Below are 21,388 nucleotides of genomic sequence, written 5' to 3'. Positions count from 1 at the left end.
CTCCGCAATGGACGGAGGCACCACCATGGGGCGTTACGTCGCGAGGCGACTGCTCCAGATGATCCCGGTCTTCATCGGGACAACTCTTCTGATCTTCCTGATGGTCAACGTGCTCCCGGGTGACCCGGTCGCGGCACTGTGGGGAGACAAGCCGCCGGACCCCGCGCAGGTGGCACAGATCAAGCACGACCGCGGTCTCGACCTGCCGCTGTGGCAGCAGTACTTCCACTACATGGGCGGACTGCTGCAGGGCGACTTCGGGCACACGATCGCCGGCAACCGGCCGATCCTCGACGAGATCACACAGGCCTTCCCGGTCTCGATGCGTCTGGCCGCCCTGGCGTGGACCTTCGAACTCGTCGTCGGGATCTCCCTGGGCGTGCTCGTCGGCGTGCGGCGCGGCCGCATCATCGACAACACCGTGACTCTCTTCACGCTCCTCGTGATCTCCGTCCCGATCTTCGTGTTCGGCCTCTTCTTCCAGCTGATCTTCGGCAACGAACTGGGCTGGGTCACACCGACGGTCCAGGACTCGGAGAACATCGGGGAACTGATCCTGCCCGCCCTCGTGCTCGGGCTGGTCGGCCTCGCCTACGTGGCGCGGCTGACCCGCACCTCGATCGCCGAGAACCGGCAGGCCGACTACATCCGCACGGCCGTCGCCAAGGGTCTGCCGCGCCACCGCATCATCTCGCGGCATCTGCTGCGCAACTCGCTGATCCCCGTGGTCACCTACCTGGGTACGGACATCGGCACCCTGATGGGCGGCGCGGTCATCACCGAGGGCATCTTCAACGTCGGGGGTGTCGGCAACCTCCTCTACCGCGCGCTCGGCCAGCACGAGGGAACGGTCATCGTCGGCATCGTCACCGTCCTTGTCCTCGTGTACCTCCTCGCCAGCCTGCTCGTCGACCTGCTCTACGCGGTCCTGGACCCGAGGATCCGTTATGCCTGACATCGCCAAGACCACGCCGCAAGAGGCGATCGCGGCCACCGCGCCGGCCGAGGAGCAGGTCGTCGCCGACGCCGTCGAGGCGCCCGGCAAGCCCCACAGCCTCTGGGGCGACGCCTGGCACGACCTGCGCCGCAGGCCGCTCTTCGTGATCTCGGCGGCGCTGATCCTCCTGCTGCTGTGCGTGGCCGCCTTCCCGGGCGTGTTCTCCGACGCGAACCCCAGGTACGGCGACCTGACGAACCACTTCCTGGAGAAGCCGAACCTCGGTCACTTCTTCCAGGCCGACTGGTTCGGCTACGACCGGCAGGGCCGCAGCGTCTACGCCCGGGCCGTCTACGGCACCCGCAACTCGATCATGGTCGGCCTCGGCGTGACCATCCTGGTCACCGTCTTCGGCGGCCTGGTCGGCATGCTGGCGGGCTACTTCGGCGGGATCTGGGACAGCCTGCTGTCCCGCATCGTCGACGTGTTCTTCGGCGTCCCGTTCCTGCTCGGCGCCATGGTCGTCCTGAACGCCTTCACCGAACGCAACGCGGCGGTGATCACCGGCGCCCTCGCCTTCCTCGGCTGGACGCAGATCGCCCGGGTGATGCGCGGCGCGGTCATCACCACCAAGCACGCGGACTACGTGGTGGCGGCGCGCGCGCTCGGCGCGGGCACCAAGCGGATCCTCTTCCGGCACATCCTGCCGAACGCCCTCGCCCCCGTCATCGTCGTCGCGACGATCTCACTCGGCTCCTACATCGTCGCCGAGTCGACACTGTCGTACCTGGGCCTCGGCTTCGGCGACGACGCGCTCTCCTGGGGCGGCGACATCTCCGACGCGCTCAGCGACATCCGGAACAACCCGCACACGCTGATCTTCCCCGCCGGGATGCTCAGTGTCACCGTGCTGGCGTTCATCATGCTCGGCGACGCCGTACGCGAAGCCCTCGACCCGAAGCTGCGCTGAGGGAGGCGTACGTGACCAGCATCGATCAGAAGACAGATTCCGTCCCCGCCCCCCGCTCGGGCGAGGAGAAGAGCGGCAGGCTCCTGGACGTCAAGGACCTGCACGTCGAGTTCCACACCCGAGACGGTGTGGTCAAGGCGGTCAACGGCGTCAACTACAGCGTGGACGCGGGCGAGACGCTCGCCGTCCTCGGCGAGTCCGGCTCGGGCAAGTCCGTGACCGCCCAGGCGATCATGGGCATCCTCGACATGCCGCCCGGGAAGATCCCGCAGGGCGAGATCCTCTTCCGCGGCCAGGACATGCTGAAGATGTCCAACGAGGAGCGCAGGAAGATCCGCGGCCGCAAGATCGCGATGATCTTCCAGGACGCGCTGTCGTCCCTCAACCCCGTGCTCTCCGTGGGCTACCAGCTCGGCGAGATGTTCCGGGTGCACGAGGGACTCGGCCGCAAGGAGGCCAAGGCCAAGGCCGTCGAACTGATGGACAGGGTCAGGATCCCGGCCGCCAAGGAGCGGGTGAACGACTACCCGCACCAGTTCTCCGGCGGTATGCGCCAGCGCATCATGATCGCCATGGCGCTCGCCCTGGAGCCCGACCTGATCATCGCGGACGAGCCCACCACGGCGCTCGACGTGACGGTCCAGGCCCAGGTCATGGACCTGCTCGCGGAGCTGCAGCGCGAGTACAACATGGGCCTGATCCTGATCACCCACGACCTCGGCGTGGTCGCCGACGTCGCGGACAAGATCGCGGTGATGTACGCGGGCCGCATCGTCGAGACGGCACCCGTCCACGAGCTGTACAAGCGCCCCGCGCACCCGTACACCCGTGGCCTCCTCGACTCGATCCCGCGCCTGGACCAGAAGGGCCAGGAGCTCTACGCGATCAAGGGCCTGCCGCCCAACCTGCTCAAGATCCCCGGCGGCTGCGCGTTCAACCCGCGCTGCCCGAAGGCGCAGGACATCTGCCGCACCGAGATCCCGGCCCTGATGTCGGTCACCGAGCAGGACGGCACGGATCTGCCGGGCCGCGGCAGCGCCTGCCACTTCTGGAAGGAGACGATCCATGGCTGAGCCGAAGAAGCTCCCGCCCGAGGAGCCGCAGGACGTGATGCCGAACGTCTCCGAGGTGGCACTGGTCGACGCCGCCACCGAGACGGAGGCCGTGGCCGCCATCGAGGCCCCGGTCGAGCGCGGCGAGCCGATCCTCCAGGTCCGCAACCTGGTCAAGCACTTCCCGCTGACCCAGGGCATCCTGCTCAAGAAGCAGATCGGCGCGGTCAAGGCAGTCGACGGCATCTCCTTCGACCTCTACCAGGGCGAGACGCTGGGCATCGTGGGCGAGTCCGGCTGCGGCAAGTCCACGGTCGCCAAGCTCCTGATGACCCTGGAGCGGGCCACGGCCGGCGAGGTCTTCTACAAGGGCCAGGACATCACCAAGCTGTCCGGGCGCGCGCTGAAGGCGGTCCGCCGCAACATCCAGATGGTCTTCCAGGACCCGTACACCTCGCTCAACCCCCGTATGACGGTGGGCGACATCATCGGGGAGCCCTTCGAGATCCACCCCGAGGTGGCCCCTAAGGGCTCGCGCCGCCAGAAGGTCCGGGACCTCCTGGACGTGGTCGGCCTGAACCCCGAGTACATCAACCGCTACCCGCACCAGTTCTCGGGCGGTCAGCGCCAGCGCATCGGCATCGCGCGCGGCCTGGCGCTCAACCCCGAGATCATCATCTGCGACGAGCCGGTCTCGGCCCTGGACGTCTCCGTCCAGGCCCAGGTCATCAACCTGATGGAGAAGCTCCAGGACGAGTTCAACCTCTCCTACCTCTTCATCGCGCACGACCTGTCGATCGTCCGGCACATCTCGGACCGCGTGGGCGTGATGTACCTCGGCAAGATGGCGGAGATCGGCTCCGACGAGCAGATCTACGACCACCCGACGCACCCGTACACGCAGGCGCTGCTCTCCGCGGTCCCCGTCCCGGACCCGGAGGCCCGCGAGGGCCGCGAGCGCATCATCCTCACCGGCGACGTCCCGTCCCCGGCGAACCCGCCCTCCGGCTGCCGCTTCCGCACGCGCTGCTGGAAGGCGCAGGACAAGTGCGCCGAGGAGACCCCGCTCCTCGCCATCCCGGAGCGCTTCGTGGGCCGGGACACCCCGGCGGCCCACGAGTCGGCGTGCCACTTCGCGGAGGAGAAGGACGTCGTGCACGCGGCATGACATCACCGGCCCCCGGCCGGTACGAGAACGAAGGCGCCCCCCGCCGACACGGCCGGGGGCGCCTTCGTGTGTAACAACCCGTGGTCGCCGGGCGTGTATCAGTGCAGAAGCGGGCGACGGCGCTCGGGTGGCAACGGTCTCTGCCATGACCGGGGTCCTGGCGGAGGCGGAGGACGCGGTACGGGAGGCGTATGTACGGGCCTGGCAGCGGTGGGACCGCCTGACGGGCGAGGGCGACCCGCGTCAACGTGTCGGCCAGGGATTGATGCCGAGGCGAACGCCCCGTAGCCTCCCGACCCCGTCACCCCGTCACCCCGTCACCCCGGCGTCTCGGCACCCCCTCACCTCGCCCCGAAAGCAGCGCCATGTACCAGCCCCGGCCCCCGCTCCCGCCCCCGTCCACCCCGCAGAGGCCGCTCCTGCGCCCCTGGGAGCCCGAGGACGCCCCCGCGGTCCTGGCGGCCTTCGCCGCGCCGGAGATGGACCGTCAGGCCGACAGGGCCGTCGACTCCCGGGCGGCGGCGGACGGTTGGATAGCCCGCCGCGCCGCCGAGTGGGCGGCCGGCTCGGCGTACGCCCTCGCGGTGGTGGACGCCCGCACGGGCGTGCCCCTGGGCAACGTCGCGGTGGGCGCGGTGGACCGGACCCACTCCACCGGCTGGGTCTCCTACTGGACGACACCGGCCGCACGCGGCAGAGGCATCGCCACATACGCCTGCGGGGTGCTGGCCCGCTGGGCCTTCGCCGAACTGGCCCTCTTCCGCCTGGAACTGGGCCACCGCACGAACAACCCCGCCTCCTGCCGCGTGGCCATGGCGGCGGGCTTCACGGTGGAGGGCCTGCAACGCCGGAAACTGTCGTACGACGGCGTCCGCCACGACGTGGAACTGCACGCCCGGCTGGCGACGGACCCGGAGTGCGGGTGAGCCCGCCGGAACCGGCCCCGCCCCGCTCGGGTCAAGGGGGAGGGCGGGCCGGTTCCGTGGCTGTGGCCGGGGGCGGGACCCGGTGTGCCGGGTGGGTTCCGGGTGCCGGTCAGAGGGACTTGCGGGCCGCCGGGACCGAGAGCCGGGCCGAGTCCTCCGGGTAGTGGCACGCCGTCAGGTGCCCGCCGCGGTTGCCGTCGAGCTGGACCAGCGGCGGGTCCTCGGAGGCGCACTTGTCCGTCGCCTTCCAGCAGCGCGTACGGAAGCGGCAGCCCGAGGGCGGGTTGACCGGGGAGGGGACGTCGCCGGTGAGCAGGATGCGCTCGCGGCGCGGGACGTCGTCGGGGGTCGCCTCGGGGACGGCCGACAGGAGCGCCTTGGTGTAGGGGTGGCGAGGATTGCCGTACAGGTCCTCGCGGTCCGCGATCTCCACGATCCGGCCCAGGTACATGACCGCGACCCGCTGCGAGAAGTGCCGGACCACCGCCAAGTCGTGGGCGATGAACAAGAACGCGATGTCCAGCTCCTTCTGGAGCTTCTGCAGCAGGTTCACCACCTGCGCCTGGATCGAGACGTCCAGGGCCGAGACCGGCTCGTCCGCCACGATGAGCTTGGGCTCCAGCGCCAGCGCCCGCGCTACGCCGATGCGCTGGCGCTGACCGCCCGAGAACTCGTGCGGGAAGCGGTTGTAGTGCTCGGGGTTGAGACCGACGGTCTCCAGGAGTTCCCGGACGCGGGCCTCCCGGCCGCCGCTCGGAGTGATGCCGTTGACCTCCATCGGCCCGGAGATGATCTTTCCGACCGTCTGGCGCGGGTTCAGCGACGCGTACGGGTCCTGGAAGATCATCTGGATCTCCGAGCGGACCGGCGCCAGCTCCTTGCGGGAGGCGTGCGTGATGTCCTGCCCGCGGTAGGTGATCTTTCCGCCGGTCGGTTCGAGCAGGCGCGTGATCAGCCGGCCCGTCGTCGACTTGCCGCAGCCGGACTCGCCGACCAGGCCGAGGCTCTCGCCCTCGGCGACGGCGAAGTCCAGCCCGTCCACCGCCTGCACGGCACCGATCTTCCGCTTGAACGGGAACCCGCCCATGATCGGAAAGTGCTTGGTCAGCCCGCTGACATCCAGGAGAGGAGTGGGAGTGGTGCTGCTCATTGTCGTGAAGTCCCGTCTCTTGTACGTCAGTCGCGTCGGTCGGCGTCGTGCGCGCCGCGGCCCGCCTCGGCCACGAGGCCCGCGGCACCCGCGGTGCCGGCGAAGTCGGCGAAGAACTGCGACCGCTGCTCCGTGGTGAGGTGGCAGGCGGCGCCCCGGCCCCCGGTCAGTTCCAGGAGCGGCTGCTCACTGGAGCAGCGCCCGCCCCCGACCTGCTCGGTGAACGTGCAGCGCGGGTGGAAGCGGCAGCCGGACGGCGGGTTGAGGAGGCTCGGCGGGGTGCCGGGGATGGGCGAGAGCGGCACGTCCACCGGCCCGTCCAGGGACGGCATGGAGCCGAGCAGGCCCCAGGTGTAGGGGTGCTGGGGGGCGCGCAGCACTTCCTTCTTCGTGCCGCGTTCCACACACCGGCCGCCGTACATGACGAGGACGTCGTCCGCGATGTCCGCGATGACGCCGAGGTCGTGCGTGATGAAGATGATCGACGTGCCGAACTCCTGCTGGAGGTCCTTGAGCAGGTCCATGATCTGGGCCTGGACCGTCACGTCGAGCGCGGTGGTCGGCTCGTCGGCGATCAGCAGCGTCGGATTGCAGACCAGCGACATCGCGATCATCGCGCGCTGGCGCATACCGCCGGAGAACTGGTGCGGGTAGTCGTCCACGCGCAGGTCCGGCTGCGGGATGCCGACCTTCGTCAGCATCTCGATCGACCGCGCCCGCGCCTCCTTCTTGGAGGCGCCGGTGTGCTTGCGGAACGTCTCGCCGATCTGCCGGCCGATGGTGTGGTACGGCGAGAGCGAGGCCAGGGCGTCCTGGAAGATCATCGCCATCTTGTTGCCGCGGAGCCTCTCCAGCTCCCGCTCGGTGGCGGTGAGGAGCTCCTGCCCGTCGAGCAGGACCTCGCCCTCGATCACCGTGCTGTCCTTGTGGTGGAGGCCGAGGATGGCGAGGTTGGTGACGGACTTGCCGGAGCCGGACTCGCCGACGATGCCGAGGGTCTTGCCCTTCTCCAGGTCGAAGTCGAGGCCGTCCACGGCCTTGACCATGCCGTCCTCGGTGGAGAAGTGGACGCGCAGATCGCGTACGGAGAGGAAGGGGGTGCTCATGGGATCCGGCTCCTAGGCGAGGCGCACGCGCGGGTCGATGAGGGCGTACACCGCGTCGACGATGATGTTGAAGAAGATGATCGCCGTGGCGGCCACCAGGACGACACCCAGCAGCATGGGCAGGTCGCTGGTGTAGACCGCGCGGACCGACAGGTCGCCGATGCCGTGCAGGGCGAAGGTCTTCTCGGTGATGATCGCGCCGCCGAGGAGCACGCCCAGGTCGAGGCCGAAGATCGTGACGATCGGGCCCATCGCGCCGCGCCAGGCGAAGCGGAAGAAGACCGAGCGGCCGGAGAGGCCCTTGGCGCGCGCCGTACGGACGTAGTCCTCGCTGAGGGTCTCGACCATCTGGGAGCGCGTCATGCGGGTGTAGTTCGCCGTGAAGATCAGTGAGAGGACCAGCCAGGGGATCATCAGGCCCGAGAACCAGGCGCCCGGGTCCTCGCTGATCGAGGTGTACTGCGGCCGGTCCAGCCACTGGAGCTTGTAGGTGAAGAGGTACACGGCGAAGACGCCGACGACGTAGATCTGGAGCGAGGAGGCGACCAGCGATGCGGACGAGGCGATCTTGTCGAGGGTCTTGCCCTGCTTGTGGGCGGCCAGCATGCCGGTGCCGACACCGAAGATCACGAAGACGAGGGCCGCGCCGAGCGAGAGCGACAAGGTGGTCGGGAAGCGGTCCAGGATCGTGCCGAGGACGGGCTCACGGTTGCGGAAGGAGTAACCGAGGCACGGCGCCGGGCAGTTGCCGAACGAGGCGTAGTCACGGCCGACGAACAGCCCCTGGAACCAGTGCCAGTACTGCACCGGGAGTGAGTCGGCGATCCCCAGGTTGTGCCGTACCAGGTCCAGGGTCTCCGGGGAGCAGACCTTGCCGCAGGCCAGCCGGGCGGGGTCGCGCGGGGCGGCGTAGAAGAGGACGAAGACGAGAACGCTGATGATCAGCAGGATCACCGCGCCACCGGCGATGCGGCGAAGGAGGAAGCGGAGCATGGCAGTTGGTTTTCCTGACGGATGCCGTGGGTGAGGAGGGGGCGGGGCGGTCCTCCCTCAGGAGGCCCGCCCCGCCACGGGGGCCGTTCGTCAGGCCTTGACGTAGGTCTTGTAGATCAGCGTCGCGGCGAACTGCGGGTCGTGCTGGGCCCCGCCGACCTTGGAACCGTGCAGGTAGAAGCGGCGCTGGTAGGTCTCCGGGATGATCGGCACGACCTCTTCCATGATCCGCTTGTCCAGCGCGGCCCAGGCCTTGCCGGCCTCCTTCTGGTCCGAGATCTCCGCGTTCTTCTTGATCGCCTCGTTGATCCAGTCGACGTTCGTCTGCGAGATGTTGTTCTGGCCGTCGCCGATGGCGTCACCGTCGAAGAGCGGCTGGATCAGGGTGTAGGCGGTCGGCCAGTCCGGGGACCAGCCGAACCACATGACGTCGAACTTGTTGTCGACGCGCTGCGCCTGGTCGTAGTAGTCCGTCGAGTTCAGCGGCTTGATGACCGGGTCGAAGCCCGCGGCCTTCAGCGAGTTCTCGATGACGACCTTGGTCTTGTCGTACGTGGGGCGCTGCGGGAAGGCGTAGACGATCTTCTGGCCCAGCTTGCCGGCCTTCTTCAGGATCGCCTTGGCGCGCTCGGGGTCGCCCTGCGGCTTCTTCAGCTTGCCGAAGACGTCGAACTTCTCGCGGCCGATGATGTCGGGGCTGAGGATGGTCGTCGCCAGCTCGCCCGCCGACTCGCCGCCGTAGATCCGGCGGATCTGCTCCAGCGGCCAGGCGATGTTGAGGGCCTTGCGGACCTCGACGTCGGTGATGCGCTTGCAGTTGATGGCGTAGTAGTACGTGCCGGAGGACAGGCCGTTGAAGGACCGCTTGTTGACGTCCGGGTTGCTGAGCACCTTCTGCATGCGCTCGGCCGGGATGTTCTCGTAGATCGCGATCATCTGCTGGTCCTTGCCCTGGTCCGCGATGAAGCGGTCGCAGGAGTCAAGGCCCGTCGGCCCGAACTCGAACTCGAAGCTGTCCGGGTAGGCGTTGCGGATCGGGTCGGTCTTCGGGTCCCAGTGCTTGTTGCGCGTCAGCGTCATCGACTTGTCGATGGAGCGGTGCTTGACGATGTACGGACCGCAGGAGACCGGCGCCTTGTCGTACTTCTCCTTGGTGTCGTGCTTGACGGGCACGGGGGAGTACGAGGTCATCGCCAGCGTGAAGTTGAAGTCCGGGCGGGCTTCCTTCAGCTTGAAGGTGATCGTCTTCTTCGCCTTGTCGATGACGATCGAGTCGAGGTGGTCGCCGCCGTACGGGCCCTTGTAGCCCTCACGCCACTTGGCGCCCTTGCCGGTCAGCGCCATCTGGACGTACGAGGCGCCCTCGGTGATGAAGGAGGCCCAGGAGCGCTCTATGCCGTGGCGGACGTCCTCGACGGTCAGCTCGCTGCCGTCCTGCCACTTCAGGCCGTCCTTCAGCGTGAAGGTCCAGGTCTTGTTGCCGTCGGAGGCCTTGCCCGTGTCGGTGGCGAGGTCGCCGACGAGGGTCATGCCGCCCTTGGCGTCGACGTAGTAGCCGGTGAGGGCGCGGGCGAAGAGGTTGGCGACCGAGGAGTTGTACGCGAAGTAGATGCGCTGCGGGTCCATGTGCGACACGTCGTCCTCGGCGACGCCGTAGATCGTGCCGCCCTTCTGCGCGCCCTCGACCTCGGGGGCCGGGCCCTTGGAGTCCTCAGCGGTGCCGATCTTGACCTCGGCGCCCGTGTACTTGGTGGCGCCGCCGTGGTTTCCGCCCTTGCCACCGTTGCCGGAGCCGCCGCTGCTGCACGCGGACAGGACCATCGAACCGCCGGCCGCGACCGAGGTCGCGACGACGAAGTTTCTGCGGGAGAGAGACATGTGGCTACCAACCCTGATGTGTCGAGGAAGAAGAGCGGAGGAACGGCCCGGCACTGCCCCGTCGCAGGTGCCCGGCTTGGGGAGTGTCAGCGTTTGGTCTTCGGGTCCAGCGCGTCGCGCACGGAGTCGCCGAGGAGGTTGAAGGCGACGACGAAGATCACCATCGCGATGCCGGGGAAGGCCATGTACGTGATGTCCTGCTCGTACACCTCGGAGGCGCGCTGGATCATCACGCCCCAGTCGGGAGTGGGCTCCTGAAGTCCCACGCCGAGGAAGGCGAGACCGGCTTCCGCGGTGACGAACATCGGCAGCGCGAGCGTTGCCTGGATGAGGATCGGCGTCCACAGGTTGGGGAGCAGTTCCTTGAAGATGATCCGGGCCGGTGAGGCGCCGGTCACCTTCGCGGCCTCCACGAACTCCCGCTCGCGCAGGGCCAGTACCTCTCCGCGCAGCAGGCGGGCGATCGAGGCCCAGCCGAAGGCCGTCATCACCGCGATGAGGCTGGTGACCGTCAGCCAGGTGGGTGTCTTGTCCTCCGGGGCCACGACCACGGAGATCATCACCGGCCAGAAGGCGATGAAGAAGAGCGTCGAGGGGAAGGCCAGCAGGATGTCGATGACCCGGCCGATGAAGTAGTCGGTCTTGCCGCCGATGTACCCGGCGGTGACACCGACCGCGATGCCGATGAGCGTCACCAGGATCGTGGTGGCCGTGGCGATCAGCAGCGAGTTGCGCATGCCGTACAGCAGGAACGTCAGGACGTCCCGGCCCAGCTGCGGCTCGATGCCGAACCAGAACTCGCCGTCGATGCCGCCGTTCGGCTTGAACGGGTAGCTGAACTCGTTGAAGAGGCTCGGGTCGTTCACGCCGTACGTGGTGAACGGATCCTTGCCGTACACCTTCGAAATCAGCGGCGCCGCCAGCGAGATGACGAAGAAGAAGAGCACGACGCACGCGGCGACCACGCCCGACTTGTCCCTCTTGAAGCGGGTCCAGGCCAGCCGGCCCGGCGAACGCCCTTCGCCGCCCCGGTCCTTGGGCGAGGGCGGCATGCCGTCGTTTTTGGCCACCACGTCAAGCGTGGCGGCAGCAGCGGGAGTTGGCGAGGTCATGGCGCTCCAGGCCCGGAGGGGTCATCAGGATTCCGCAGGACAACCAGGGCACCTACGGGCTAGGCGCGACTTTCGCAAGGTGCTTCCCACGCGGTCAATGAATGTTCGGCCGCCTTGATGGGCTCTTGGGATTCTTTGCCAAGGCTTTGAACAATCAAGGCCATAGCATTGCCTTCGCGTAATCATGCGTGATGGACAAGGTCGGACCCAATCGGGCAAGCGCGGCAATGAGTCCGATATGCGGGCGCCGCTGTCTCGGAATGCGTACATCCGGATGGACTCGACCTCGTACGGTCCCCATATGGATGGGGTAAATGTGCGGTTCATGACTCCTGGGGTGATATTGGCCGATAAGCGACTCGGGGTACGGCGACAGCCCGGAACAGCACGGCCCGGAACACGGCGAGCGCCCCGAAAGCACGGCGACAGCCCGGAACAGGAGGACTCCATGCGTGGAGCCACGCACGCCCGATGGGCCGCATGCGCGGTGACCGTCGCCCTCACGGCGACCGCCTGTGGCGGCGGCGGGGACGACGGCGGCGGTGGCGGCGACGGCTCCGGCATCGTCAGCTCCTCCTGGGGCGACCCGCAGAACCCCCTGGAACCGGCCAACACCAACGAGGTGCAGGGCGGCAAGATCCTCGCCATGATCTTCCGGGGTCTCAAGGAGTACGACCCGAAGACCGGCGAGGCCAAGAACATGGTCGCCGAGTCGATCGAGACCAAGGACGCGCAGAACTTCACGGTCAGACTCAAGGACGGCTGGACGTTCAGCAATGGCGAGAAAGTGACCGCCAAGTCCTTCGTGGACGCCTGGAACTACGGCGCGAACCTCAAGAACAACCAGAAGAACGCCTACTTCTTCGGCTACATCGAGGGCTTCGACAAGGTCCACCCCGAGAAGGGCGAGCCCGGCGCGCGGACCCTCTCCGGGCTGAAGGCCGTCGACGACAAGACGTTCACCGTCAAGCTCACCCAGAAGTTCTCCACCTGGCCCGACACCCTCGGCTACCCCGCCTTCGCCCCCCTGCCCAAGGCGTTCTACGACGACCACGACGCCTGGCTCGCCAAGCCCGTCGGCAACGGGCCCTACACCGTGGAGTCGTACACCAAGGGCTCGAAGATGTCCCTGCGCAAGTGGGACGACTACCCCGGCGAGGACAAGGCGCGCAACGGCGGTGTGGACATGACGGTCTACACCGACAACAACACCGCCTACACCAACCTGATGGCCGGCAACCTCGACCTCGTCGACGACGTGCCCGCCGCCCAGCTCAGGAACGCCAAGAGCGACCTCGGCGACCGGTACATCAACACCCCCGCCGGCATCATCCAGGTCCTCGCCTTCCCCTTCTACGACGACAAGTGGACCAAGCCCGGCGCGGAGAAGGTGCGCAGGGGGCTGTCCATGGCCATCGACCGCGCGCAGATCACCGAGACGATCTTCCAGAAGACGCGGACGCCCGCCACCGACTGGACCTCCCCGGTGCTCGGCGCGGACGGCGGGTACAAGTCCGGGCTCTGCGGCGAGGCCTGCGAGTACGACGCCGCCAAGGCCAAGAAGCTGGTCGAGGAGGGCGGCGGCATCCCCGGCGGCCGGCTGAAGATCACGTACAACGCGGACACCGGCTCCCACAAGGAGTGGGTCGACGCCGTCTGCAACTCCATCAACAAGGCGCTGGAGAAGGACAAGGCCTGCGTCGGCAACCCCGTCGGCACCTTCGCGGACTTCCGCAGCAAGGCCTCCCAGCAGAAACTCGACGGCGCCTGGCGCGCGGGCTGGCAGATGGACTACCCGCTCATCCAGAACTTCCTGGAGCCGAACTACTTCACCGACGCCTCGTCCAACGACGGCAAGTTCTCCGACGAGAAGTTCGACAAGCTCGTCAACGAGGCCAACGCCGAGACCGACAGCGCCAAGGCCGTCGCCAAGTTCCAGGACGCCGAGAAGATCCTCGCCGAGAAGATGCCGTCCATCCCGCTCTGGTACCAGAACGGCAGCGCGGGCTACTCCGACAAGATCTCCGACGTCATGCTGAACCAGTTCAGCGTGCCGGTGTACGACCAGATCAAGGTCGACTGAGACGCCGGGAGCGGCCATGGGACGTTATGTGATCCGGCGTCTGCTCCAGATGATCCCGGTCTTCGTGGGCGCCACACTGCTGATCTTCCTGATGGTGAACGTGATGGGCGACCCCGTCGCGGGCCTGTGCGGGGACCGCAAGTGCGACGCCGCGACGGCCGCCCAGCTGAAGAAGGAGTTCGGCCTCGATAGACCGGTGTGGCAGCAGTACCTCACCTACATGGGCAACGTCTTCACCGGTGACTTCGGCACCGCCTTCAACGGCCAGAAGGTCACCGAGCTGATGTCGGCCGCCTTCCCCGTCACCATCCGCCTGACCGTCGTCGCCATCGTCTTCGAGATCGTCATCGGCATCTCGCTGGGCGTGCTCACCGGGCTGCGGCGCGGGCGCCCGATCGACACCGGCGTGCTGCTCCTGACGCTGGTGGTGATCTCCGTGCCGACCTTCGTCACCGGCCTGCTGCTGCAACTCCTGCTCGGCGTCAAGTGGGGCGTCATGAAACCCTCCGTCTCCAGCGAGGCGCCCTTCGACGAACTCCTGATCCCCGGCCTCGTCCTCGCCTCGGTCTCCCTGGCGTACGTCACCCGCCTGACCCGCACCTCCATCGCCGAGAACCGGCGCGCCGACTACGTCCGCACCGCCATCGCCAAGGGTCTGCCCCGGCGCCGCGTCATCATCCGGCACCTGCTGCGCAACTCGCTCATCCCCGTCGTCACCTTCATCGGCACGGACGTCGGCGCGCTGATGGGCGGCGCCATCGTCACCGAGCGGATCTTCAACATCCACGGCGTCGGCTTCCAGCTGTACCAGGGCATCCTGCGCCAGAGCACCCAGACCGTCGTCGGCTTCGTGACCGTCCTCGTGCTGGTCTTCCTGCTGGCCAACCTCATCGTCGACCTCCTGTACGCCGTACTCGACCCGAGGATCCGCTATGCCTGAACCCCATCAGCCGGAGCGCGCCATCGCGGCGACCGGGGCGGGCGGCGCCATGGACCTCGCCACCAGCGAGGCGACCTCGCTGGAGAAGGTCCCCGCCGGGCCCGACGGCGGCGGCCCCTCGGCGCCCGCGCGCAGCCTGTGGTCGGACGCCTGGCGCGACCTGCGGCGCAACCCCGTCTTCCTCGTCTCGGGCCTGATCATCGTCTTCCTCGTCGTCGTCTCACTGTGGCCCTCGCTCATCGCCACCGGCAATCCGCTGGCCTGCGACCTCGCCAACGCCCAGAAGGGGTCCGCGCCCGGCCACCCCTTCGGGTTCAACGAACAGGGCTGCGACGTCTACACCCGGGTCGTGTACGGCACCCGGGTCTCCGTCACCGTCGGCGTGTGCGCCACGCTCGGCGTGGCCCTCCTCGGCAGCGTCCTCGGCGGCCTCGCCGGGTTCTTCGGCGGGATGTGGGACGCGATCCTCTCCCGCCTCACCGACGTCTTCTTCGCCATCCCCGTCGTCCTCGGCGGCCTGGTGCTCCTGTCCGTGGTCACCAGCTCCACCGTGTGGCCCGTGGTCGGCTTCATGGTGCTGCTCGGCTGGCCGCAGATCTCCCGCATCGCGCGCGGCTCCGTGATCACCGCCAAGCAGAACGACTACGTCCAGGCGGCGCGGGCCCTCGGCGCCTCCAACACCCGCATGCTGCTGCGCCACATCGCGCCGAACGCCGTCGCCCCCGTCATCGTCGTCGCGACCATCGCGCTGGGTACGTTCATCGCGCTCGAAGCCACGCTCTCCTACCTCGGCGTCGGCCTGAAGCCGCCGACGGTGAGCTGGGGCATCGACATCTCCGCCGCCTCCCTGTACATCCGCAACGCCCCGCACATGCTGCTCTGGCCGGCCGGCGCGCTGGCGGTCACCGTGCTCGCGTTCATCATGCTCGGCGACGCGGTGCGCGACGCCCTCGACCCGAAGCTGAGGTAGGCGCCCATGGCAACCGAGGCATCCGAGGCCTTCGCGGCCCCCACCGGGGCGGCGCCCACCCTGCTCGACGTGCGCGACCTGCACGTGGAGTTCCGGACCAGGGACGGCGTCGCCAAGGCCGTCAACGGCGTGGACTACGCCGTCCGCGAGGGCGAGACACTGGCCGTGCTCGGCGAGTCGGGCTCGGGCAAGTCCGTGACCGCCCAGGCCGTCATGGGCATCCTCGACACACCTCCCGGCAAGATCACCAAGGGGGAGATCCTCTTTCAGGGCAGGGACCTGCTGAAGCTCAAGGAGGACGAGCGCCGGGGGGTCCGCGGCGCCGGCATGGCGATGATCTTCCAGGACGCGCTGTCGTCGCTGAACCCGGTGCTGAGCGTCGGCGAGCAGCTCGGCGAGATGTTCGTCGTCCACCGGGGCATGTCCCGCAAGGACGCCAGGACCAAGGCCGTCGAGCTGATGGACCGGGTGCGCATCCCCGCCGCCCGCGAACGCGTCGGCCAGTACCCGCACCAGTTCAGCGGCGGCATGCGCCAACGCATCATGATCGCCATGGCGATGGCCCTCGAACCCTCCCTCATCATCGCGGACGAGCCGACCACCGCCCTCGACGTCACCGTCCAGGCCCAGGTCATGGACCTCCTCGCCGAACTCCAGCGCGAGATGCGCATGGGCCTGATCCTCATCACCCACGACCTCGGTGTCGTCGCCGACGTCGCCGACACCATCGCCGTGATGTACGCGGGCCGCATCGTCGAGAAGGCCCCCGTCCACGAGATCTACCGGGCGCCCGCCCACCCGTACACCCGCGGCCTCCTCGAATCCATCCCGCGCCTGGACCAGAAGGGCCGCGCCCTCTACGCGATCAAGGGCCTGCCGCCGAACCTCACGCGCATCCCGCCCGGCTGCGCCTTCCACCCGCGCTGCCCCATGGCCCAGGACATCTGCGTCACCGAGGAACCACCGCTCGCGCGCGTGACGTACGAGGGCCTCGCCGCCGAGCGCGGGAGCGCCTGCCACTTCTGGAAGGAGACGCTCGATGCCGCACGCTGACCCCGGGCACGAACCGATCCTCCAGGTGCGCGGCCTGGTCAAGCACTACCCCCTGACCCAGGGCGTTCTCATCCGCAAACAGATCGGCGCGGTCAAGGCCGTGGACGGCGTCGACTTCGACCTCACGCGGGGCGAGACCCTCGGCATCGTCGGGGAGTCCGGCTGCGGCAAGTCGACGGTCGCCAAGATGCTCGTCAACCTGGAGCGGCCCACCGCGGGCGAGATCCGCTACAAGGGCGAGGACATCACGAGGCTCTCCGGGCGGGCCCTGAAGGCGGTGCGCCGCAACATCCAGATGGTCTTCCAGGACCCGTACACCTCGCTGAACCCGCGGATGACCGTCGGCGACATCATCGGGGAGCCCTACGAGATCCACCCCGAGGTCGCCCCCAAGGGGTCGCGGCGCCAGAAGGTCCAGGAACTCCTCGACGTGGTCGGGCTCAATCCCGAGTACATCAACCGCTATCCGCACCAGTTCTCCGGCGGCCAGCGCCAGCGCATCGGCATCGCGCGCGGCCTCGCGCTGCGGCCCGAGGTCATCGTCGCCGACGAACCGGTCTCCGCCCTCGACGTCTCCGTCCAGGCCCAGGTCATCAACCTCCTCGACCAGCTCCAGGACGAGTTCGACCTCAGCTACGTCTTCATCGCCCACGACCTGTCGATCGTGCGGCACATCTCCGACCGGGTCGGCGTCATGTACCTCGGGCGGATCGTCGAGATCGGCACCGACGAACAGATCTACGAGCATCCGACGCACCCCTACACCCAGGCCCTGCTCTCCGCCGTGCCGGTCCCCGACCCCGAGGCGCGCGAGCACCGGGAGCGGATCATCCTCAGCGGCGACGTGCCCTCGCCCGCCAACCCGCCCTCGGGCTGCCGCTTCCGCACCCGCTGCTGGAAGGCGCGGGAGCGGTGCGCCCTGGAGGTGCCGGCGCTCGCGGTACCGGCGGAGTTCCGGTACGAGGCCGGGCCCGCGGCGCACGACTCGGCCTGTCACTTCGCCGAGGAGAAGCAGGTCGTGCCGTAGCGCCGCGCGGCCCGCTCAGGCCAGGTGCAGCGACCGCTTGAGGAAGTCGGCCTGGACCAGCAGCAGGTTCTCCGCGACCTGCTCCTGCGGCGTCATGTGCGTGACGCCCGACAGGGGCAGGACCTCGTGCGGGCGGCCCGCGGCGAGCAGGGCCGAGGACAGCCGCAGGGAGTGCGCCACCACCACGTTGTCGTCGGCGAGGCCGTGCACGACCAGCATCGGACGGTGCGGCTCGGCCGCGTCCACCAGGCCGTCGTCCCAGACCAGGGAGTTGTGGCGGTACGTCTGCGGGGTCCGGGTCGGATCGCCCAGGTACCGCTCCTCGTAGTGCGTGTCGTACAGCCGCAGGTCCGTCACCGGGGCGCCCGCCACCGCCGCGTGGAAGACGTCGGGGCGGCGCAGCACGGCCATCGCCGCGAGGTAGCCGCCGTAGGACCAGCCGCGAATGGCCACCCGGTCCAGGTCCAGGGGGTATGCGCCGCTCGCCGCGAGGGCGTGCAGCGCGTGGACCTGGTCGTCGAGCGTGAGCGTCAGATCATTCTTGATCGACTTCTCCCAGGCGGGGGAGCGGCCCCGCATGCCGCGCCCGTCCGCCACGATCACCGCGAAACCCTGGTCGGCGAACCACTGCGAGGTCAAGAAGACGTTCTGCGCACGCTGGACGCGCTGACCGTGCGGACCGCCGTACGGATCGAGAAGTACCGGAAGCGGCCCGTCCGCCGCCTGGTAATCCGTGGGGAGCAGGACGGCGCACGGAACGCGGCGCGTGCCCCCTTCGGTGAGCGTCACGCGCGGCGTGAGCCCCGGGCGCCGGGCGTGCGAGGCGACGGTGGCCACCTGCTTGCCGTCGCGCAGCACGCGCACCCTTGCGCCCGGACGGTCCAAAGTGGCCGAAACCAGTACGGTGACCCCGCCCGCGCGGACCGCCGAGTGCACCCCGGGTTCCCGCGACAGGCGTTCCACACCCAGTTCGTTGACGCGGTAGACGTGCACCTCGCCGATGCCCGGGTCGGCCGCCGCCTCGCCCGCCGACGCGGAGACGAGGATGTCCTGCTCGGTCACGTCCAGGACCGCGCGAACGTGCAACTGGGCCCCCGTCAGCGGCCGCTCGCCCCACGCCAGGACCCGCGCCCCGCCCTCGTCCACGATCCGCACCAGCTTGCCGCTGGGCGACCAGCAGGGCACCCCGGCGAAGAGTTCCAGCCAGTCGGCGTCCTCCTCGGCGTGCACCATCCGCGTCGAACCGTTCTCCGGGCGCACCGCGAGGTACAGCTGACTCTGCTGGTCACGGGCCTGCACCAGGAGCAGCGGGGCACCGTCCGAGGACCAGTGCACCCGGGCGAGGTACGGAAACCGGACACGGTCCCACACCACCTCGGTGCGCGAACCGTCCAGCCCGAGAACGAACAGGCGTACGTCCGCGTTGGCCGTGCCCGCCGCCGGATAGGCGATCTGGGCGGGCTCCCGGTCGGGGTGCGCGGGGTCCGCGATCCACCACCGCCCGACCGGCGCGTCGTCGACCCGCGCGACGAGCAGCCGGTCGGATTCCGGCGACCACCAAAAGCCCCGGTACCGCGCCATCGACTCCGCCGCGACATGCTCCGCGAGGCCGTAGGTGACGGTCGACTCATGGCCGGATTCCGGCTCCGCGAGCGCCCGGTCGCCCTCGCCGTCGGCGCCGGTCACCCGCAGGGCGCCCCCGCAGACGTACGCGACATGCCGGCCGTCGGGCGAGGGGCGCGGGTCGATGACCGGGCCCCGCGCGACCAGTTGACGCGTCGTGCCCGCCCGCAGCTCCGCGGTGAAGAGCCGGCCGGACAGCGCGAACGCCGCCAACTCCACCGCCGCGTCCGTCGCGTACTCCACGATGCCCGCGCCGCCCTCCCGGCTGCGCTCGCGCCGCGACCGCTCCACCGGGGAGAGCCGCTCGGCCGCGCCGCCCAGCAACACGCCCGGATCGGCGGCGAGCCGCTCGGCCATGCCGTCCGCGAGGTCGAGGACCCACAAGCCGTGCGACGGATCGGTGCCGGAGGACGAACGCAGGAAGACCACCCGCGACCCGTCCGGCGCCACCGTGAACGCACGGGGCGCGCCCAGGGTGAACCGCTGCGTACGCGCGTGTTCCCGGGGAAAGGAGAGCCCTGACTCGGGGCTCGGGGCGGGCCTGTGGATTGCGCGGTTCTCGGTCGTCATCCCCCGACCCTAGGGCGCATGCGCCCCCCTGTGCTGCCGTGCTCCGAGTCATGCGTCCGCACGGATAGTTATGATCCGTAGCGCTTGGTGGGTAGGAACCCGCCGGTGTCCGCACTGGGTTTCGTCAAACGACTTGGAGGTGACCGCCGTGGCACTCTCGATTTCGGCGGTGGTGCTGCTGGCGATCATCGTCTTCCTGCTGGTCAAGAAGTCAGGCCTGAAAGCGGGACACGCTGTCGTCTGCACGCTGCTCGGCTTCTACCTGGCGAGTTCGTCCATCGCCCCCACGATCAACGAGCTGACGACGAACGTGGCGGGGATGATCGGTGACATCAAGTTCTGACCCGCGCCCGCGGTCCTCGTGGGGAGGTCCCGCGGTGTCCTCGTAGGGTGGTCCCATGACGGAACCGCCCGCCCGGCGCCTGCTGCTCGTGCACGCGCACCCCGACGACGAGTCGATCAACAATGGCGCGACCATGGCCAAGTACGCGGCCGAGGGCGCCCATGTGACGTTGGTGACCTGCACGCTGGGCGAGGAGGGCGAGGTCATTCCGGCCGGGCTCGCCCACCTCGCCGCCGACCACGAGGACTCCCTGGGCGCCTGGCGCGTCGGGGAACTGGCCGCCGCCATGAAGGAGCTGGGCGTCAGCGACCACCGCTTCCTCGGCGGCGCGGGCCGGTACCGCGACTCCGGGATGATGGGCGTCGAACAGAACGACAGGCCCGGCGCCTTCTGGTCGGCCGACCTCGACGAGGCCGCCGCGTACCTCGTGGAGGTGATCCGCGAGGTCCGGCCGCAGGTCCTCGTGACGTACGACCCCGACGGGGGCTACGGCCACCCCGACCACATCCAGGCGCACCGCGTCGCCATGCGCGCCGCCGACCTCGCGGCCGAGCCGGCCTTCCGCCGCGACCTCGGTGAGCCGCACACCATCGCCAAGATCTACTGGAACCGCGTGCCCCGCTCCGTGGCCGAGGAGAGCTTCCGGCGGATGGCGGACCCGCTGCGCCGCTCGCCGTTCACCCGGCCCGCCGCCGTCGCCGACGTGCCGGGCGTCACGGACGACGAGCGGATCACGACGGAGATCGACGGCGGCCCCTTCAAGGCGGCCAAGGCGGCGGCCATGCGCGCCCACGCCACCCAGATCACGGTGAGCGAACCCCTCTTCGCCCTCTCGAACGATCTCGCCCAACCCCTCTTCGAGGTGGAGTACTACGAGCTGGTACGGGGAGAAATGTCGGGTGACGGCACGCACCGCGAGACGGATCTGTTCGCGGGACTCGAAAGGACGACGGATATGGCCGAGGGGACCTCGCTGTGAGCACGCGTTCCCGGGCGTCGTCCGCCGGTTCCGCCTCGCCGCCCCCGGGCCCCCTGCCCGCGTCGGCCCCGGCCCCCGCCGGAAGCTTCCTCGCGCAGCCGCTGCGAGCGGGACGGCTCGCCGCGTACGCCGCTCTCTTCGTGCTCGGCGCCCTCGTCGGCACCGCCGGCGCGCTCGTCCAAGGCGGTTACTTCCCCGCCGGGTTGCTGCTCGCGCTCCTCGGTGCGGCCGGCGCCTTCCACGGCGGGGCGCGGGCGGCCGGCACCAGAGCCGGGGCCGTCGCGCCCGCCGCAGGCTGGCTGGTCGCCGTCATGCTGCTCACCGCCACCAGATCCGAGGGGGACTTCCTCTTCGGCGCGGGCCTGCGCTCGTACGGGTTCCTGTTCGGCGGTATGGCGGTGGCTGTGATGTGCGCCACGCTCGGACAGCGGCCGCAACCGGGCGGCGGCACCGCCCGACTTGGCAAGTGACGTACCACTTCGGACCGTGTTCCGCACGGGTTTGATGC

At 69.1% G+C, this 21,388-nt stretch carries 19 protein-coding genes; 13 read left to right on the top strand and 6 right to left on the bottom strand.

The features are described from left to right. Positions 1–25: 25 nt before the first annotated feature. From ABZ385_RS27875 to ABZ385_RS27855, 5 genes are all read left to right on the top strand, one after another. The gene (locus ABZ385_RS27875) at positions 26–955 is read left to right on the top strand and encodes an ABC transporter permease (protein WP_358583849.1); all 930 of its coding nucleotides are present in this window, start codon (positions 26–28) and stop codon (positions 953–955) included. Further along, a complete protein-coding gene (locus tag ABZ385_RS27870; RefSeq protein ID WP_358583851.1) occupies positions 948–1,907 on the top strand; it encodes an ABC transporter permease in 960 nt (319 codons plus the stop codon). Before ABZ385_RS27875 ends, ABZ385_RS27870 begins: the two co-directional genes overlap by 8 nt. Before the next feature lie 11 nt (positions 1,908–1,918). Beyond that, the gene (locus ABZ385_RS27865) at positions 1,919–2,980 is read left to right on the top strand and encodes an ABC transporter ATP-binding protein (protein WP_358583853.1); all 1,062 of its coding nucleotides are present in this window, start codon (positions 1,919–1,921) and stop codon (positions 2,978–2,980) included. Further along, positions 2,973–4,127 (top strand): dipeptide ABC transporter ATP-binding protein, encoded by a 1,155-nt coding sequence (locus ABZ385_RS27860; RefSeq protein ID WP_358583855.1) that lies wholly within the window; start codon positions 2,973–2,975, stop codon positions 4,125–4,127. The genes ABZ385_RS27865 and ABZ385_RS27860 overlap by 8 nt, the downstream gene beginning before the upstream one ends. Before the next feature lie 365 nt (positions 4,128–4,492). After that, complete coding sequence (locus tag ABZ385_RS27855; RefSeq protein WP_358913665.1) at positions 4,493–5,053, top strand: GNAT family protein; 561 nt, start codon at positions 4,493–4,495, stop codon at positions 5,051–5,053. Positions 5,054–5,162: 109 nt separating this feature from the next. Here ABZ385_RS27855 and ABZ385_RS27850 read toward each other — a convergent pair whose 3' ends face one another. From ABZ385_RS27850 to ABZ385_RS27830, 5 genes are all read right to left on the bottom strand, one after another. Further along, on the bottom strand, positions 5,163–6,203 hold the full coding sequence (locus tag ABZ385_RS27850) for a dipeptide ABC transporter ATP-binding protein (RefSeq protein ID WP_358696276.1): 1,041 nt from the start codon (positions 6,201–6,203) through the stop codon (positions 5,163–5,165). A 26-nt stretch (positions 6,204–6,229) separates the two neighbouring features. Continuing rightward, positions 6,230–7,309, bottom strand: a complete 1,080-nt coding sequence (locus tag ABZ385_RS27845) for an ABC transporter ATP-binding protein (protein WP_358583860.1) — start codon at positions 7,307–7,309, stop codon at positions 6,230–6,232. 12 nt (positions 7,310–7,321) lie between these two features. Next, entirely contained in the window at positions 7,322–8,302 is a 981-nt protein-coding gene (locus ABZ385_RS27840; RefSeq protein WP_358583861.1) for an ABC transporter permease, read from the bottom strand. A gap of 90 nt (positions 8,303–8,392) precedes the next feature. Continuing rightward, positions 8,393–10,180: an ABC transporter substrate-binding protein gene (locus tag ABZ385_RS27835; protein WP_358913664.1), complete on the bottom strand. Its 1,788-nt coding sequence runs from the start codon at positions 10,178–10,180 to the stop codon at positions 8,393–8,395. Between the two features lie 86 nt (positions 10,181–10,266). Further along, entirely contained in the window at positions 10,267–11,232 is a 966-nt protein-coding gene (locus tag ABZ385_RS27830) for an ABC transporter permease (protein WP_358696279.1), read from the bottom strand. A gap of 508 nt (positions 11,233–11,740) precedes the next feature. On the opposite strand from ABZ385_RS27830, the gene ABZ385_RS27825 reads away from it, so the two are divergent. Genes ABZ385_RS27825 through ABZ385_RS27805 form a run of 5 tightly spaced genes read left to right on the top strand, consistent with a single transcriptional unit; the run spans position 11,741 to position 17,365 of the window. Further along, positions 11,741–13,375, top strand: a complete 1,635-nt coding sequence (locus ABZ385_RS27825) for an ABC transporter substrate-binding protein (RefSeq protein WP_358913663.1) — start codon at positions 11,741–11,743, stop codon at positions 13,373–13,375. Between the two features lie 16 nt (positions 13,376–13,391). Continuing rightward, on the top strand, positions 13,392–14,315 hold the full coding sequence (locus ABZ385_RS27820; protein ID WP_358583867.1) for an ABC transporter permease: 924 nt from the start codon (positions 13,392–13,394) through the stop codon (positions 14,313–14,315). Next, positions 14,308–15,285 carry an ABC transporter permease gene (locus ABZ385_RS27815; RefSeq protein ID WP_358583868.1) on the top strand — a complete coding sequence of 326 codons (978 nt, stop codon included), beginning with the start codon at positions 14,308–14,310 and terminating at the stop codon, positions 15,283–15,285. Before ABZ385_RS27820 ends, ABZ385_RS27815 begins: the two co-directional genes overlap by 8 nt. Before the next feature lie 6 nt (positions 15,286–15,291). Further along, positions 15,292–16,338, top strand: a complete 1,047-nt coding sequence (locus tag ABZ385_RS27810; protein WP_358583869.1) for an ABC transporter ATP-binding protein — start codon at positions 15,292–15,294, stop codon at positions 16,336–16,338. Then, positions 16,325–17,365 (top strand): dipeptide ABC transporter ATP-binding protein, encoded by a 1,041-nt coding sequence (locus ABZ385_RS27805; RefSeq protein ID WP_358583871.1) that lies wholly within the window; start codon positions 16,325–16,327, stop codon positions 17,363–17,365. Before ABZ385_RS27810 ends, ABZ385_RS27805 begins: the two co-directional genes overlap by 14 nt. A gap of 15 nt (positions 17,366–17,380) precedes the next feature. Here ABZ385_RS27805 and ABZ385_RS27800 read toward each other — a convergent pair whose 3' ends face one another. Continuing rightward, a complete protein-coding gene (locus ABZ385_RS27800; RefSeq protein WP_358913662.1) occupies positions 17,381–19,558 on the bottom strand; it encodes a prolyl oligopeptidase family serine peptidase in 2,178 nt (725 codons plus the stop codon). Between the two features lie 148 nt (positions 19,559–19,706). On the opposite strand from ABZ385_RS27800, the gene ABZ385_RS27795 reads away from it, so the two are divergent. The 3 genes from ABZ385_RS27795 (at position 19,707) to ABZ385_RS27785 (ending at position 21,350) form a co-directional block, all read left to right on the top strand. Next, the gene (locus ABZ385_RS27795; protein ID WP_358583875.1) at positions 19,707–19,901 is read left to right on the top strand and encodes a hypothetical protein; all 195 of its coding nucleotides are present in this window, start codon (positions 19,707–19,709) and stop codon (positions 19,899–19,901) included. Between the two features lie 55 nt (positions 19,902–19,956). Further along, the gene (gene mshB / locus ABZ385_RS27790) at positions 19,957–20,880 is read left to right on the top strand and encodes an N-acetyl-1-D-myo-inositol-2-amino-2-deoxy-alpha-D-glucopyranoside deacetylase (RefSeq protein WP_358913661.1); all 924 of its coding nucleotides are present in this window, start codon (positions 19,957–19,959) and stop codon (positions 20,878–20,880) included. Between the two features lie 101 nt (positions 20,881–20,981). After that, positions 20,982–21,350, top strand: a complete 369-nt coding sequence (locus tag ABZ385_RS27785) for a DUF6113 family protein (RefSeq protein ID WP_358583881.1) — start codon at positions 20,982–20,984, stop codon at positions 21,348–21,350. The last annotated feature ends 38 nt before the right edge of the window (positions 21,351–21,388 follow it).

The sequence above is a fragment of the Streptomyces sp. NPDC005898 genome, assembly GCF_040629635.1.
GTDB lineage: Bacteria > Actinomycetota > Actinomycetes > Streptomycetales > Streptomycetaceae > Streptomyces.
Note: the sequence above shows the minus strand (reverse complement) of the source record. Positions and strands in the feature narration are given on the sequence as shown.